Raw genomic sequence first — 15706 nt, 5'->3', positions numbered from 1 at the left:
TCAGCAAACTATCGTTTTAATGCAAAGTGTCCACTAAATTCTTTATCACCCTGTTCAGATACGAACCGATACCAATAGTCCGATGCAGGTAGGGCAGTGCCCTTGAAATCACCTTTCCACTCTCCATCATTTGCAGCAAATTGCCTTAACAAATTTCCATAACGATCATATATATACAGGATGCCATTGGTTCCACAATCATTTTTTAAAGGTTTAAAACTGTCGTTTATGTCATCATTGTTAGGTGTTATGAATTTTGGAAACTCAATTTTACACACTTCAGTAGGCTCATCGCAGATTTTTGGATCAATTGTTACCAAGAACTTACTCTGATCACTACAACTGTTTGAGCTAGCATAGATGTAAATGGTTTGGGACTTGTTTATAATATCTCCGGGGTTTAACATGGTACCACCCGCATTGATTTGTGTATAATATTGATTGTTGGTATTCAAAGGAGGAAGTGTGAAACTTTCACATTCTTCAACGTTTTCAAGTTTATTGGCTTTAATTGGTGATTCCAGAATCAAATCAAACGTGGTTTCTTTATAACAACCTTCCGCATTGGTCAACCTTACCCAAATAGTACGCTGATTAACCGCCAACTGGTTGCCTGGATCTGTCATATCTAAAACAACACCCATTGGCGAATGGTATGAAATCGTTAAACCGGTTTGACTGCCCATAACCTGTCTTTCCAGTGCCACAAGGTCAATACTGAATTGTTCAATACTGTTGTTGTCGGTATCACAGGCATAAAAATCTGGAGGAGTATTGATAAAGTGATCGCAGGTCTGTACTGTGGTTTCTCCCGGAACCATTTTTCTAACATATCCAGTGCTGTTTTCAATGGTGTTGAATACCAGATACATGGGTAAAAGTAAATAAGCAATATTCTTAAACATTGTTTTACTAATACAGTTTAAATAGACTTATGCTACCTTTTTAAAGCAAAATGACCTTTAAATATCCTACCGTCTTCCAAAGCAACCTTGAACCAGTAGTCAGAGGCAGGCATTGCACTATTGTTGAAAGTACCGTTCCACCCTCCTGTTTTTGGGCTCACTTGCGCAATAAGTTTTCCAAATCTGTCGTAGATGGAAATCATGCTTTCAGCTTGGAATTGTTCATTTATACCAATGATTTGCCAAGAATCATTGATGTTATCTCCATTGGGTGTAAAAAACTTGGGGTATCCAACAACCGAAATTCTTTTTTTGGATATACCACATCCATTTTTGTCCCTCACATAAATGGTGGGTAAGCCTGGTTGCACATCTGTAAATAATGGCGAATCCTGATAACTGAATCCGTCCAAGGAATATTCGTAATCACCATCACCAGAAACGGCTACCTCTACCAAATTGTTGTCTGAGATATCTTCGATATGAACATCTTCGATTAAGGCAATATTAGATGGCCTTACTTCAAAACTAAACTCATTGGTGCATTCAAAGACTCCGTCAGTTGTGGTATAACGATAACCCACCAGAAGTATATAATTTCCAATAGAAGAAACCTGAATATTTTGTTGGCTTCCCATATCTTGACGTGATGCCCCTTCATTTTTATACCATTGGTATATATCAAAACCACCGGGAGCTTCTATGGGAAGTGGAGGACCATCGGTACACCATAAAAATTCACTGTCAAAATTAACGAATGGGGTAGGGTTGACAATCAGATTGACAACATCGATATCCTCACACTCATTTTCATCCTCAATTCTAACATAGATTGCCTTGGACGAACTCTTATAGGCGCCTGATATTGGATTTTGCTCCAAGCTTACATCTTCTAGGGTAGCGTAAAAAGCAATATCCTCATTTGGGTAATTTAATTGTTTAAAATCACTTAGATTAAAAGTTGCTTCCAACAATTGGTCTTCAGGGTTTTCATCACACTGGTAAAATGACTTTTCATCTTCTGGTGCCAAAACCACAGATCTGATTTCCAACTCCAGTTCCCCAAAATTCTCACAACCCAATGCATCGGTAATTTTGTAATGAATGGTTTGATTGAATGGAGTAGTATTGGTGTAACCAATAGGGTTTCCTATGGGATTGTCCGCATTTACATCAGCCAAAGATTCGTAAAACGAAAAAGAATATGAAGAATCAAAAATTGCCTGTTCCAGGTTAAAAATGGTGATACCGTCAATTGCATTATTGGTGTCAACATCACATTGTGCCAGAAAAAGAGGTGGGGTGTCCGGAAGTGGATTTACCGATATGAAGGCTTCACCAATTATTGGACACTCACCTGGGTCACTAGACGTGATCTCAAGGGAATAACGTCCAGAATCAGTAAAGTCAGCTGGATTTATAGTGAGGATGTTACTTGGGTTGTTGATTGGATTTCCATCTTTTTCCCAGGTATAAATCGCATTAGGGATGTTTTCCGCCTCAAGTGTAAACGGTTCTCCATAACAAACATCCAACGAAGTGGAAGTGGAACCATCGGCATTTTTTATAATTGCTACCCTATCAAAAAAAGATTGAATGAAAGGAGGGAGACCTTGAGTGGCATTTCGTCCATTTAGATATACGGCATTATGTCTGTAGTTTGCTGCATTTCCTTTTTCATTGGGATTTTCAATAACCCCTAAATATGAGGTCCCTCTGATGTAGTTTTCCGCTATGGTTCTGTATATTTTTCCATTTTGGCCTAATTGAAGGGCTCCTCTATATATGGATCTTCTATCAATTTCTACTTCCGATGTTGAGATGTTTGGAGCATTGAGATCAAACTGCAGTAGGGAAGATGAATGACCTCCTTCCTGTGCGGCTGGTTCATTGTTGGAGGTATGGGCATACAAGAACTGTTGGTTTGGCGAAAACTCAATGCCATATGGAAATTTGTTGGGAGCTGCCACTGTTAACCTCTGCTGATTGGATACAATACCCGTATCCGCGTCAAAATCATATAAAAAGAGGCCATCATTGGAATTGGCACTTGCCAAGGTTTTGCCATCAGCAGAAAACTTTAAGTACCCTCTGGGATCAACAATCTGTAGACTATTGAATGTACTTGTGACCGGAGTGGTGTTGACACCTACAGCTGAAACCTCAAATGCGTGATAGGCATTGAATTGACCTACTGGACCACCATTTGAGCCCAAAACAACCACCCAAATAGATTCGTCCAAACAATTTTTGATCACAGCAGAAATCTTCTCTGAACAATCTTGCAGCAAATTGACATTTTTTTGAACTACCGCACCATTTCCACCATTAAGGGTAAGATCAACGACGGAATAATTTAGGCCCCTATCTGGATCATCTTCAAAAGTTGAGGTGTCAACCGTGAAAATGTAAATGATATTGGGGTCTTGGGGTTTTTGTACAATGATGGCAGATTGTGTACTGGAAGGGTCACCATAAAGCCCAGAACCATTTTGCATAAGATCGTGGTTTCCATCAAAAACCCGAATGCCATCAGTGTATAACAGTAAATTACCCGAGGCATCTGATATTGAGGCGCAACCTTCAAAGGTGTTTATCCTACCGTCGTTAAGAGCTACAACGGTTCCGTCATTATTGAATTTTATACCCGCACCATTTCCAAAATACCAATTGGAGGTCTCTCCCTGTCCAAAAGAGGCAAGGGAAAACAGGAAAACAGGAAATAGGTATATGTATTTATATAGCATTCAACGCAATAAAAGTACCTGACAAGATACTATAAATCGCGCTTTTTCAACAATGCATAGGATAAATAGACAAAAAGAGCGGTCCAAAAAAGGACAATTAGAAATTCATACCAATATACATGATAGTCAAATTTCATGTTCTCCCCTATCTGATTACCTATGTTTTGCACAGCTGAAAGCCTTGTAAAGGGCTCCTTGATCAGGTTTGTCATTGACTCCAAGGGAAAGAAATCCTTGACCAATTTGGCATTGTCCCAGCTCATGACTTTCCACCCTAATAATCCAAAGACAATCTGTTCCAAAACGGCCCATAAAATAAGGAAGCCTAGCGCAAACGCAGAACGTTTGACAAAGATTCCCAGAAAAAGACAAAAGGAGAAGAATCCAACCAGCTTTAAGAAAAATGCTGGTAAAAATTCCATGTTGGAGAAAATGATGGAAACCTCATTGTAGTCAGAATAAACAAGTCCCAAAATCATGGATACCACAAAAACGAATATGGTTGAAATCAATGAAAAAGAAATGACTGTTAGAAATTTTGAGAGGATGAATTCCTTTTTGGACAAACCATCTATCAAATTTTGTTTGATGGTTTTATTGCTGTACTCGTTAGCCATCATTGAAACAATGACTATGGCCAAAAACAGTTTAAAAATAGCCGTTACGAAGGTGTTAAAATGCCAGATATACGGAAAATTGAAAATTCCTTGATCAGCAAGATGGAACTTTACCGGGCCTATATCAAACTTAATGGCCGCAATCAGGGCAATTGAGGTCAAAAGGACAAAATAAGAGGTAATCAATATTTTACTTGCCCTGTTGTTCCAAAGTTTTATGAATTCTATCTGTAGTAAACGTACCATTGCTGTTTATTTATTTTTGGTCAGGGTTAAAAATTGCTCTTCCAAACTTTCTTTACGTTTTACCAAGTGGGAAAGTACCATGCCTTGTTCAAATAGCATTTTATTGAGCTCCTCTGCATTCATTTCTTCCTTAAGGAAGGCGGTTAATGTGCCATTTTCCTTACTTAGTTTTCCAAAACTGGCATTCTTTTCCAATAAGGCTTCCAGTTTTTCCATGTCTGCTGTTCGCAACTCAAAAAAGCCATGACTAGCCAACATATCATCAACGGGGCCTGAATATAGCTTCTCTCCTTTTCGCAGAATCACTACATGAGAGCATACTTTTTCCACTTCATCCAATAAATGCGAGGCCAATAAAATGGTAGTTCCCTGACCAGCAATTTTTTTTATGATTTGGCGTATCTGATGTATGCCCTGAGGATCAAGCCCATTTGTAGGCTCGTCAAGAATCAGGATTTCTGGATCGTTGAGCAGGGCAGAGGCAATAGCCAACCGCTGTTTCATCCCTAGGGAATAGGTGCGGAATTTACTGTCCTTGCGGTCCCAAAGACCAACGAGCTCCAATTTCTCCTGTATTTTGGTTTCATGAACCTCTTTTATCTTACAGACCAGCTTCAGATTTTGAATTGCGGTCATATAGGGATAGAAATTAGGACGCTCAATGATAGCCCCAACTTTTTTTAAAGCCTCATGGGTTGAGGTAGTTCCATCAAACCAGCTAAAATTACCAGCGGTCCTGTTCACCACATTTAGAATAATGCCCAAAGTGGTGGATTTACCACTACCGTTAGGCCCTAAAATGCCATAGACATTGCCCTTTTCAATGGTAAACGACAAATCCTTAACGGCTGTGAGATAGCCGAATTTTTTTGTCAGATTGTTTACGGTCAGTATAGTTTCCAAGTCGGAATCGTTTTTTGATTTGTTTATAGTAACTTGACGAGGTATTATGGATTTTGTTACAAAATAGGGAAAGAATGTCCGAGGAAAAATTAATGTCCAAGAAAAAGCCTGCCTATCCAGTCAATGAAAAATTGGAGGGGTATCTACATAGATATAATCGAAAAATTGAGATTCCCATTTTTTATGAGGATTTGTTACGGTTCTCCGGTTCGGTAATAGTTTATGATTCGCAGGGAGCTGATACCCTTTGGGTACGGGTATATTATTCAGATTTTGAACGAGAGGAAATCGATTTAAGTTTAAAGAAGGTCTATTCTATTTTACATTCTGATGGAAGCGACCGGATTCTGGAGTACCTGAACGTTGATGCGGTGGATTACTGTACTTTCGGGAATTCTAAACCTTTTCGAATCAAGGTGCGGAACATTTTGAATGACAATTACACCTATTTCTATATAAAAAAGACCGATGCTTCCCGCATTTATGGGCTGGAATTGGAGCATATGCTATCTCCCTATAACCTTAACTTTTTGGTATGTGGAGATACGTTGATCGAAGAACATATTGCAGGCATCCCCGGTGATGTTTTTATTGATGATATGTTACCCAAATGCACTGAACCGGAAAAGGCGCAGTTGGCCAAAGAGTTCGTGAAGTTCAATGAACGTTGTATGATCAGATTATTGGGTGATATGCGTTCCTATAACTACGTAATCGTTCCCACACATGATTTTGACCATGTGGTTTATAAGATCAGGGCCATAGATTTTGACCAACAATGTTTTGAAGGAAAATTAAAAGTCTACCGACCACAGTTTTTTAAGGAGAACTATAAAATGGTAGAGCTGGTGCGAGAAAAACTTCAAAAGCATTCTGTAGATCAATATAAGATTGAGGAACGCTCTATTGTTGCAAAAAGAATATTGAGTTCAGGGGACCGAATCAAAAGGTTGTTGGACGCATGTCTTGTAGACAATATTTCATTGGACGAGAATATTACCAAGCTTAAGCTTGAAATTTACGATCTGGCCAAGGACCTGGATTTTAAAAAATGCAACACCATGGGAGAGGTACTATCCCTAGCTCTGGATTTTGTGAAACGTAATTACCAAGATGTGAATATGAGGCAAATTTTGGACAATGAGTCCTAGCTTTTTTGCTCTTTGTTGAAATACACTAGGTAGTAGTACATCTGCCGTTCTTCGTCCCAACCTTTTTCCACAAATTTTTGAGCAGATTCTGGGTTGATGAAATCCATCTTTATCTGAATATTGGTGTCCAGATTAATAACATTCTTGATTTTTTTCCGGGCATCAGAAACCGCTTTGTTGGCAATATCAAAATTGGAAACATCCTCAATGCTATATTTGGGTCCCTTTTCAACTTTGTAATGCTTGAACTCAGGAATCAGCTCTGGATTTTCCATCACTTCATTCAAAAAAGAGGTTTCCTCAAATTCATCATTTTTGGCAAAATGGTTCACTGCGCGGTTCATAAAGAGCACCTCTTGCTGTTTGTCTTCGGCGGGTAGCACAACATCTTTAGCAAAGTTCTGGCAGAATTTTAGATAATTCTTGGTATAAAAATTTTCATCGGTCAAGGGTGAGAGGCCCAAGAAATTTTCTAACCAGTATTTGGCGTCATATCGGTTACTGTCAACAGATAAAACCTTATACCCTTCTTCCTTGTTCATGTTAAAAACAATGCAGCCTTTATCCAATTTATTGATATTGATTCCTTGACGAATCAAAATTTCAAGATTCTGATTTTTTTCTTCAAATTGGAGAAAATCATGTTTCAACTCACTTTTAAAGATTCCAACCGCCTCCGTTTTTTGGTTATCGATGACCATATCTGAAAAATGGACAACATAAACCTCACCGCTTTTAATATGTGGATGGTTGGATTGCTCATAAAGGTGGCTGGTAATCTTTTTAGATAATTGGTGCGACTTGGAAAAATCACCAAAAAGCTCGGAAACTGCGTTGAAAACTTCATTGAATTCCAAATCAACCTCATGGGAAAACCTAAAATAGTTTTCTTCTTTTTCCCTGAACGGCTTAAAAAAATATTCCTTTAACAGCCCAGACATTTCATCATTTAATGAAAAGGGTTCTTCGGATAAGAATATGGCCTCATTTTTACTTTGATTTCCAACACGATGGAGTGAGACACTTTCAATTTGGGCGGAATACAGGTTCAGCATTTTTTGGTAAAAAATTAAAGGTTAAGGGTATTAATTCCAGTTTTCATCAAAATCCAGGTCATCATAGCTGCCAAAGGAATCATCAAAGTCTACAGAAGGTTTTGATTCAAACTTTTTCTCTGGAGGTGAATCTGGCAGTTCTCCAAAACTGAATAGAAGGTTTGGGTAGACCCTACCGTCTTCTTTTTCGGTAATATCTGCCAATTCCACAAAAAATGTCCACATGCTGAAGAAGTCATAAACGTAGATCATTTTTGGGGAGTTTTCGGTAACCACATCTTCCAGAATGGTTTCATTCATCAACCTAACATCGGAACCGGTTTCACTCATGTCAAAAAGAGCGATTTCCTCATCCTGGTTCCATTCCTCGTCACAGGTATAAAAAGAAGCCATTTCACTACCTCCAAAACCAAAGGCCTGGGTTATTGCATTATGAAAATCTTCTAAGGTACTTATATCCTCTATTTCAATATCCCGAAAGATATCGTCCTCCGCATCAAGTATTATCCTTATTTTATAAATCATTCAGCAAAAATTAAAGTGCGGCAAAGTTACAATAAATAGTGTTTTATTTTGAGAATCTATGCAAAGTAAAGGTCATAGCCGCCAAGAGGAAAAAGGCCCCGATCTGATGCGCAACCCCCAAAATAAGCGGTACGGCGTAAATTAAGGTGAAAACACCCAATAAAAATTGAACCAAAACCAAGATCAACAAAGTTTTAATACCCTTTTCCTGCATTTGTGTAAGGTTAAGAGTCTTGGTCCTATGCCAAATTAGCCCTATTATGGCTACCACTATATAGGCCAAATATCGATGTATAAACTGCACGCCGCTCTTGCCTTCAATGAAATTATTGATTACGGGTTGTTGTTCAATATAGACGGTTTCATGAATAAGTTTTCCCTCACTCATCATCGGCCAGTGGTTATGGATAAATCCGGCATCAAGACCTGCAACAAAAGCGCCCCAAATAATTTGAATGATCAAGACCACCAATCCAAATCCTATCAGGTTTCTGATGTTCTTATTGATTTCCTTTTTTGATGGGTAAATCAAATCCAAAGCTACCCAAAGACTGTAGGCAAAAGTGATAAAGGCTGTGGTTAAATGTGCTGCCAATCGGTAGTGGGAGACATCTGGACGGTCGACCAAGCCGCTTTTTACCATATACCAGCCCAAAAAACCTTGGAATCCACCCAAGAAAAGTAAAACAAGACACTTTTTTATGGTAGGACCATCCAATTTTCCGCGGATTAAGAAAATCAAAAAGGGAACAATGAAAACAATCCCGATCAACCTGCCAATAACCCTATGCAGCCATTCCCAAAAATAGATGCTCTTAAAATCCTCAAGGGTAAAATGATAGTTTAATTTTTGATATTCCGGGTATTGTTTGTAGAGTTCAAAGGCCTCCTCCCATTCTTGTTGCCCCATGGGAGGGAGGGTGCCGGTAATCAATTTGTAGTCTGAAATAGAAAGTCCTGAATGCGTTAACCTGGTAATGCCGCCTACAACCACCATGATAAAAATCAATACACAACCCGAGAGTAACCAATAGATTACATATTTGTTATTTTTCATCTGTAATTGCTTTCAGGTTCATTTTTTTGCCTTTTTCCAACATAAATTGAAAAGCCGCATCATGCTCATTGGGAATCACGCCTTCCAAAATGGCCTCTTTTATGGCATCTTTTATGATGCCTATTTCCTTGGAAGGTTTTAAGCTGAAGGTTTTCATGATTTCCTCTCCGGACACTGGAGGTTGAAAATTGCGAACATGATCCCGTTCTTCAACTTCCACTATTTTTTGGCGTACAATTTTAAAATTGTTCTTATACCGTTTCTGTTTTCTTGGATTTTTTGTGGTGATGTCCGCCTCGCACAAGGTCATGAGGTCTTCTACATATTCCCCAGCATCGAAGACCAAACGCCTGACCGCCGAGTCCGTGACATGATCTTCAGAAAGGATAATGGGCCTGGAGCTCATCAACACCATTTTTTGAACGAATTTCATTTTATCGTTCAAAGGCATCCGCAACCTTTTAAAAAGTTTGTAGACCATTTTGGAGCCTACAAATTCATGTGCATGAAATGTCCACCCTATTTTTTTATGAAAGCGTTTGGTTGGGGCTTTGCCGATATCATGCAATAACGCTGCCCACCGTAACCAAAGGTTATCGGTATTTTCCGAGATGTTGTCTACCACTTCCAAAGTATGCCAAAAGTTGTCTTTGTGCCGTTGCCCTTCAACTTCCTCAATACCCTGCAGTGCTGTAAGTTCCGGAAGGATGAGCGGTAGAAGTCCGGTCTGGTGCATAAGCTTAAACCCGATGGAAGGTTTTTTACTCATCAAAATCTTGTGGAGCTCGTCAACAATTCGCTCTTTGGAGATGATTTTAATACGGTTTTTATTGTCCGTAATGGCTTGAAGGGATTTTAGCTCGATAGTAAAATCTAATTGGGTGGCGAACCTGATGGCGCGCATCATACGAAGCGGATCATCGGAATAAGTGATTCCAGGTTCCAGTGGGGTTTTGATGCATTGCTGGTCCAAATCTCCCAGTCCGTTAAAAGGATCTAAAAGTTGCCCAAAATTCGAAGAATTCAGTGCCAAAGCCATTGCATTGATGGTAAAATCCCTTCGGTTTTGGTCATCTTCCAAAGTTCCATCTTCCACAACTGGTTTTCGACTATCTCGGTGATAACTCTCTTTTCTTGCCCCTACAAATTCCAATTCCAAATCTTGGTATTTGATCATGGCAGTACCAAAATTTTTAAAGACAGAGACTTGAGGTTTTCCTTCCAATTTGGAAGCGACTTTTTGTGCAAGTTCGATTCCACTTCCAATAGCTACAATATCGATATCTTTTGGGGTACCTCTGTTTAAAAAGTAATCACGGACAAATCCTCCAATTACATAGGAATCAATGCCCAACTCTTCTGAAGTTTCTCCAATAAGCTTAAAAATGGGATGTTGTATAGCCTTTTTGTGGAATTCTTGCGTCATTTTTACTGCCTGATTACCTTGACCTGACCGTCATTGCTCAATTTTATAATGGACGAAGGGGAAGGATTTTTGTTCTCGTCGGGCAAATTTACCACATAGTCCACTCCTTTTAAAATTTCTGAGCTGATCTCTTTAAATTGTTTTGGAGTAGGAAAACCAGAGATATTTGCGGAGGTGGACACGATAGGTTTGCCAAACTTGTTAATGAGGTATTGGCAAAACTTATCGGAAGCCACCCTGATGGCAAGGGTGTTGTCTTCTGCGATGAGATTTTGGGCAATTCCTTTGGGCTGATCAAAAACTATGGTAGTAGGCTTGGTGGCCAGATCTATAATATCATAAGCCGTTTCAGGAACTTCCACAATATGTCTTTCCAACATGGCTTGGTTGGCAACCAGACAGATCAAGGCCTTGCTATCTTCTCTTTTTTTAAGCTCATATACTTTTTTTACCGCTTCTGGATTGGAGGCATCGCACCCAATACCCCAAACCGTATCGGTAGGGTAGAGGATAAGATTACCTTCTTTGAGTTCTTTTATGCAGTTATTGATTTCTTGGGTCAATTCCTTAGCTATTGATAATGTTAGACAGATTGTAATGTTCGTTCAGGGCGTTCCATTGCACCGAATTTTTATCCAACCCCAAATTTTCTTTCTTCAATGCCACTTTTTGGGTACCTCCAATGGGGATTGGTTCTTTGGGTGTGTTCCCCGCCTGTATGGTAATGGTCCCTTTTAAGAGTCCCATGGCCTTAAACCACAGATCGTCCGCTTTTGGCGCTAGTTTTAAGAACAATTTTTCATTAAGCACCTTTTCATCAACAGAATGGGGTGGATATAATATACCCCATGCGCCAATAGGTGTTATGGCCTGTGGGTTTACTTCTTCAGTCTTAGGATATTTCCATTTTTTGAAGGGAAGGGGATTCCCACTATGATCATGATTAATGTGTATGGTATGGTTTCCTATGATATTTTTTGGATTCTTTTTGTGTTCATCGTAAAAAATGGACAACCAATTTCTGCGATACATTAAATCGTCATCACAGGTAATAATGACATCTTCTGGATATGCCTCTATGGAATGAATCAGTTTTCTGTGGGAACAAGTTAGTTCGGAATAGCGTATTTCAAACCGTTCACAAATCAATTTTTCAAGAGCTTTGGGGAGATGGCCTTTTAAATCGTTGTTAAGCCATAATACAATTTTTTTTGGAGCAACATCTTGATTCATAAGACTTCTAATAACAAGATGTAAACTTTTTAATCTTGAAGGAATAGAGGTCAGGGAAACAATTACAGGAACCGTTGCTTTGTTTGCTTGTTGCAATTTTTTGGTAGGAATACTCAACAAACGTAGGGTATTGAAAATTGAAATTGGGAGTTCTTTTACAACTTTCATTTGGAATTGGAATAGTTGGTAATATATTTTTGGTTTGGGGGAATCTCCGGTATTGTTATATAGTCCCCTACAATTTTATTGTATTCCTCTGGCATAAACTCCAAGCGTCCATCTGCTGGATAGAATGTCATTTCCCCAAAAACAATCTTCTCGTTCAAATTGTATAAATCAACCCTTACAAAAGGAAAGTTGCCTGCCAGTTTAGCAGCTACGGATGCCATTTCTTCAAAATTCTTGGGTCTTTCAGTTTCTCCCTCAATAAAACCTATGGAATCATGTTTAATAGGGAGTTTGTTCCATTCCATGTCATAATATGCTCTTGAATGATTGCTTCCCCGGTCAATATCAACATGCAAAAGCTTTGGAACCCCATTGAAACAAAAGAATTTATAGTCGTTAATGTCATCCTTTCCAATTTCCTCAAGATATTCCTCAACAATAAGTCTTGGTTTTGCATGCTTATAGGCCCATTCCAGTCCACCTCGCTTGTATTGGTTCTTGGAAAGCCATTTGTACATTAAAAACTTGGACTTTTTTTTGTTGAGTTTGGTTTTATCCTTTACAAGCAGATTAAAATGATATCCGTGCGTAGCTTTTAGGACAAATTTGTTGGGCAGGTTATCAAAATCAATCTCAGTAGGACGGTCATAAACACCTATAAGGTCGTTCAAATACTTTTCTCCAACTTTTTCCTTAACATATTCCCTAACCTCATATTTATCTACCAATTTGCTCAAAATCATAGGTCTGTAAAAAACTTTGAGCCATTGAATCTTAGCATTGAATTCTATAGGGTCATCAAGATTTAATTTTTTGCCCGTATAATATTCGTAATAGGCTTTCATATAGAAGTCGGCAGGTAAAAACTTCAATTTTTTGATGATACCTAACTTGATTTTTCTTAGCATTTGGGCTAAAATTAATGAAGAGCAAAGATATACATTCAGACTTTTATATTTTTGCCATGATGAATACAGATGTAAAGGATGTTCCTAAAATATCGGTTATTGTAAGCACCTATAATTCAGAGGAGTGGCTGAAGAAAGTGCTTTGGGGTTTTAACTGTCAGATTTTCAAGAGTTTTGAAGTGGTAATTGCTGATGATGGTTCTGGTCCCAAAACAAAGGAATTATTGGACGCTCTTTCCAAGGAGGTGTTTTACCCTATAGTACATGTGTGGCAAGAAGATGAAGGCTTTCAAAAATCTAGGATTTTAAATAAAGCCGTTGAGGCATGCAGTGCTGAGTATATTATTATGACAGATGGGGATTGTATCCCAAGAGAAGATTTTATCGAAGTTCATTATGTGAATAAGGAGGAGGGGTATTTTATATCGGGAGGTTATTATATGCTTCCAATGAATATCTCCAAAATGATCACTTTGGAGGACATAGAGCAACAGAATTGTTTTAACATCAATTGGCTAAAAGAACAAGGGGTTCCAAAAACCTTTAAGAACAACAAGCTTACGGCTAGGGGGACAATTTCTAAACTACTGAATACTTTTACGCCCACCAATGCAAGTTGGAACGGTCATAATTCCTCTGGTTGGAAAAAGGATATTTTGAACGTGAATGGTTTTGACGAGCGCATGCAATATGGTGGACAGGATCGTGAGCTGGGTGAGCGCTTGTTCAATTTTGGTTTAAAGTCGAAACAACTGCGTTATAGTGCGGTATGCGTGCACCTTGACCACAAAAGAGGATACAAAACACCAGAATCAATTGCCAAGAACAAAGCAATTAGAAGGGAGACAAGAAACCAAAAATCAGTTTGGAGCCATTACGGCATTACCAAATAATAGGTAAGCTCGTTCTTTTTTTCCAATCTTTTTAATTCTCTATACCTTTCAAGAACGCTTAGCGCGTTAAGATAGGAGATGATAACACCTTTCTTTCCATCCAAGAAACCAAGTCTAATAATAAAATGGTTAAAAAACTTCCAAGATGGTTTTATTATCATGAGCATGTAGTTAAACTGCTTTTCCTTGTAAAATGCCTCTTTTGCCTTTAATTGGCCGTATTTGAGCATTTTGCCCTTGTAATCCTCATAGTTTTTGTAGCAGTAATGTGTTAATCGCTCCTTGAGGATACAAGAATTACCGTCCACATCCAAGGTTTCATGGACTAATTTTTTATCCGTAAACCGTGCCTTACTTTTTCTAAAAAGTCTATGGTTTTTATCTGTTTGCCAACCGCTAAAATGTAAAGGGCGGTTTTGGAACATAAACTTTCTGTAGAACCAATAGGCTTCACAGGCATTAGCGTCATTTACAGTATCTATAATTTCCTTTTGAAGTTTATCTCCCACAATTTCATCCGCATCCACAAAAAGTATCCAATCATTGTCGGCCTGCTTAAGGGCAAAGTTCTTTTGGGCGGTGAAATTCTCAAAAGGGTTTTGGATTACCTTGACTTGGGGGTGATTTTGTAGGTACTCAAAGGTGCCATCGGTACTAAAAGAATCAACAACAAGAATCTCATCTGCAAACGATACGGAGTCTATACATTTTTCAATGTAACCCATCTCATTGTAGGTGATGATCAATGCTGATATTTTTTGCTTTGGGGCGCTCAATCCAGCCATATTTATTGGTACGAGGTTTGGTGATTACAAAATTATAACAAAAAAATGGGGTAAAAATTGTTTGGCGGGGTTATTTTCTTACAAAACAACCTAGAGTCCAAATACCCTACTTCACTGTCAAACTTTAACAATTTTAACCAATTGTACTTTATAGATATGGAATATTAATATGGTTGCTTATTTTTTTAAATAAAAAATTATTGAATCTGATACCTGTAATATAGAACGGTAGTCATACTGTTTTAAAGGATTTCTTACAAAAAGAGTTTTAGACTGCAACATCATGCTCTCTGAGCGCATTGTTCAATGATGTTTTCTTATCGGTGCTTTCTTTTCTTTTTCCTATAATCAAAGCGCAAGGGACTTGGTATTCCCCGGCTGCAAATTTTTTGGTGTAACTTCCAGGAATTACCACAGATCTGGCCGGAACCCTTCCTTTTAACTCGATAGGTTCATCACCGGTAACATCTATAATCTTTGTGGATGCGGTCAATACCACATTTGCACCTAATACCGCTTCTTTTTCAACGCGTACACCTTCAACAACAATACATCTTGAACCAATGAAAGCATTATCCTCAATAATCACAGGAGCGGCCTGTAATGGTTCCAATACACCTCCAATACCAACACCACCACTTAAATGAACATTCTTGCCTATCTGGGCACAACTGCCCACAGTAGCCCAAGTATCCACCATGGTGCCTTCATCAACATAAGCGCCAATATTTACGTAGCTAGGCATTAAAATTGTACCTGGAGATATATAGGCCCCATGTCTGGCAACAGCATGTGGAACAACGCGAACACCTTTTTCCTTGTATCCTTTTTTTAAGGGAATTTTGTCATGGTACTCAAAAATACCAGCTTCCAAGACTTCCATTTTTTGTATAGGGAAATATAAAACCACAGCTTTTTTAACCCATTCATTGATTTGCCAATCATCACCAGCGGGCTCGGCACAACGCAGCTCACCCAAATCTATTAGATTGATTACCTCTCGAATAGCATTTTGCGTTTCTTCTTCTTTTAACAATTCCCTGTTGTCCCAAGCTTTCTCTATAAGCTCCCTTAACTGTGTCATTTT

General features: G+C 38.6%; 15 protein-coding genes. 2 read left to right on the top strand and 13 right to left on the bottom strand.

What is annotated here, in order from left to right; translation table 11 throughout:
• Positions 1-8 precede the first annotated feature (8 nt).
• Genes ACOQO1_RS08410 through ACOQO1_RS08395 form a run of 4 tightly spaced genes read right to left on the bottom strand, consistent with a single transcriptional unit; the run spans position 9 to position 5418 of the window.
• Entirely contained in the window at positions 9-905 is an 897-nt protein-coding gene (locus ACOQO1_RS08410) for a T9SS type B sorting domain-containing protein (protein ID WP_420602419.1), read from the bottom strand.
• Positions 906-937: 32 nt separating this feature from the next.
• Complete coding sequence (locus tag ACOQO1_RS08405) at positions 938-3652, bottom strand: T9SS type B sorting domain-containing protein (RefSeq protein ID WP_420602418.1); 2715 nt, start codon at positions 3650-3652, stop codon at positions 938-940.
• A gap of 29 nt (positions 3653-3681) precedes the next feature.
• A complete protein-coding gene (locus ACOQO1_RS08400) occupies positions 3682-4515 on the bottom strand; it encodes an ABC transporter permease (RefSeq protein WP_420602417.1) in 834 nt (277 codons plus the stop codon).
• Positions 4516-4521: 6 nt separating this feature from the next.
• Complete coding sequence (locus ACOQO1_RS08395) at positions 4522-5418, bottom strand: ABC transporter ATP-binding protein (protein WP_420602416.1); 897 nt, start codon at positions 5416-5418, stop codon at positions 4522-4524.
• Between the two features lie 74 nt (positions 5419-5492).
• Between ACOQO1_RS08395 and ACOQO1_RS08390 the strand changes: the two genes are divergently transcribed.
• Positions 5493-6569: a hypothetical protein gene (locus ACOQO1_RS08390; RefSeq protein ID WP_420602415.1), complete on the top strand. Its 1077-nt coding sequence runs from the start codon at positions 5493-5495 to the stop codon at positions 6567-6569.
• Here ACOQO1_RS08390 and ACOQO1_RS08385 read toward each other — a convergent pair.
• From ACOQO1_RS08385 to ACOQO1_RS08355, 7 genes are read right to left on the bottom strand one after another with little or no spacing between them, the layout of a single operon-like run.
• Positions 6566-7624 carry a nucleoid-associated protein gene (locus ACOQO1_RS08385; RefSeq protein WP_420602414.1) on the bottom strand — a complete coding sequence of 353 codons (1059 nt, stop codon included), beginning with the start codon at positions 7622-7624 and terminating at the stop codon, positions 6566-6568. The two genes, ACOQO1_RS08390 and ACOQO1_RS08385, sit on opposite strands and share 4 nt — an antisense overlap.
• Positions 7625-7654: 30 nt before the next feature.
• Positions 7655-8149 carry an IS1096 element passenger TnpR family protein gene (locus tag ACOQO1_RS08380; protein WP_420602413.1) on the bottom strand — a complete coding sequence of 165 codons (495 nt, stop codon included), beginning with the start codon at positions 8147-8149 and terminating at the stop codon, positions 7655-7657.
• A gap of 43 nt (positions 8150-8192) precedes the next feature.
• Entirely contained in the window at positions 8193-9206 is a 1014-nt protein-coding gene (locus tag ACOQO1_RS08375; RefSeq protein ID WP_420602412.1) for a COX15/CtaA family protein, read from the bottom strand.
• Positions 9196-10632 (bottom strand): CCA tRNA nucleotidyltransferase, encoded by a 1437-nt coding sequence (locus ACOQO1_RS08370; protein WP_420602411.1) that lies wholly within the window; start codon positions 10630-10632, stop codon positions 9196-9198. Before ACOQO1_RS08370 ends, ACOQO1_RS08375 begins: the two co-directional genes overlap by 11 nt.
• A 2-nt stretch (positions 10633-10634) precedes the next feature.
• On the bottom strand, positions 10635-11195 hold the full coding sequence (locus tag ACOQO1_RS08365; protein ID WP_420602410.1) for an L-threonylcarbamoyladenylate synthase: 561 nt from the start codon (positions 11193-11195) through the stop codon (positions 10635-10637).
• 4 nt (positions 11196-11199) lie between these two features.
• Complete coding sequence (locus ACOQO1_RS08360; RefSeq protein WP_420602409.1) at positions 11200-12033, bottom strand: glycosyltransferase; 834 nt, start codon at positions 12031-12033, stop codon at positions 11200-11202.
• Positions 12030-12941: an ATP-grasp fold amidoligase family protein gene (locus ACOQO1_RS08355; RefSeq protein WP_420602408.1), complete on the bottom strand. Its 912-nt coding sequence runs from the start codon at positions 12939-12941 to the stop codon at positions 12030-12032. The genes ACOQO1_RS08360 and ACOQO1_RS08355 overlap by 4 nt, the downstream gene beginning before the upstream one ends.
• 59 nt (positions 12942-13000) lie before the next feature.
• Between ACOQO1_RS08355 and ACOQO1_RS08350 the strand changes: the two genes are divergently transcribed.
• On the top strand, positions 13001-13834 hold the full coding sequence (locus ACOQO1_RS08350) for a glycosyltransferase family 2 protein (protein ID WP_420602470.1): 834 nt from the start codon (positions 13001-13003) through the stop codon (positions 13832-13834).
• On the opposite strand, the gene ACOQO1_RS08345 is transcribed toward ACOQO1_RS08350, so the two are convergent.
• A complete protein-coding gene (locus ACOQO1_RS08345; protein WP_420602407.1) occupies positions 13816-14619 on the bottom strand; it encodes a glycosyltransferase family 2 protein in 804 nt (267 codons plus the stop codon). The two genes, ACOQO1_RS08350 and ACOQO1_RS08345, sit on opposite strands and share 19 nt — an antisense overlap.
• 268 nt (positions 14620-14887) lie before the next feature.
• Positions 14888-15703: a 2,3,4,5-tetrahydropyridine-2,6-dicarboxylate N-succinyltransferase gene (locus ACOQO1_RS08340; protein WP_420602406.1), complete on the bottom strand. Its 816-nt coding sequence runs from the start codon at positions 15701-15703 to the stop codon at positions 14888-14890.
• Between the last annotated feature and the right edge of the window lie 3 nt (positions 15704-15706).

Origin of the sequence: Flagellimonas sp., from assembly GCF_965222555.1 — a bacterium.
Classification (GTDB): Bacteria; Bacteroidota; Bacteroidia; order Flavobacteriales; family Flavobacteriaceae; genus Flagellimonas.
This window is presented reverse-complemented; position numbering and strand designations above follow the sequence as displayed.

Coding starts and splice junctions, on each gene's coding strand:
- ACOQO1_RS08375 (WP_420602412.1), bottom strand. CDS start 9,206: ATGAAAAATAACAAATATGTAATCTATTGGTTACTCTCGGGTTGTGTA.
- ACOQO1_RS08340 (WP_420602406.1), bottom strand. CDS start 15,703: ATGACACAGTTAAGGGAGCTTATAGAGAAAGCTTGGGACAACAGGGAA.
- ACOQO1_RS08370 (WP_420602411.1), bottom strand. CDS start 10,632: ATGACGCAAGAATTCCACAAAAAGGCTATACAACATCCCATTTTTAAG.
- ACOQO1_RS08400 (WP_420602417.1), bottom strand. CDS start 4,515: ATGGTACGTTTACTACAGATAGAATTCATAAAACTTTGGAACAACAGG.
- ACOQO1_RS08405 (WP_420602418.1), bottom strand. CDS start 3,652: ATGCTATATAAATACATATACCTATTTCCTGTTTTCCTGTTTTCCCTT.
- ACOQO1_RS08390 (WP_420602415.1), top strand. CDS start 5,493: ATGTCCGAGGAAAAATTAATGTCCAAGAAAAAGCCTGCCTATCCAGTC.
- ACOQO1_RS08345 (WP_420602407.1), bottom strand. CDS start 14,619: ATGGCTGGATTGAGCGCCCCAAAGCAAAAAATATCAGCATTGATCATC.
- ACOQO1_RS08380 (WP_420602413.1), bottom strand. CDS start 8,149: ATGATTTATAAAATAAGGATAATACTTGATGCGGAGGACGATATCTTT.
- ACOQO1_RS08360 (WP_420602409.1), bottom strand. CDS start 12,033: ATGAAAGTTGTAAAAGAACTCCCAATTTCAATTTTCAATACCCTACGT.
- ACOQO1_RS08350 (WP_420602470.1), top strand. CDS start 13,001: ATGAATACAGATGTAAAGGATGTTCCTAAAATATCGGTTATTGTAAGC.
- ACOQO1_RS08355 (WP_420602408.1), bottom strand. CDS start 12,941: ATGCTAAGAAAAATCAAGTTAGGTATCATCAAAAAATTGAAGTTTTTA.
- ACOQO1_RS08385 (WP_420602414.1), bottom strand. CDS start 7,624: ATGCTGAACCTGTATTCCGCCCAAATTGAAAGTGTCTCACTCCATCGT.
- ACOQO1_RS08410 (WP_420602419.1), bottom strand. CDS start 905: ATGTTTAAGAATATTGCTTATTTACTTTTACCCATGTATCTGGTATTC.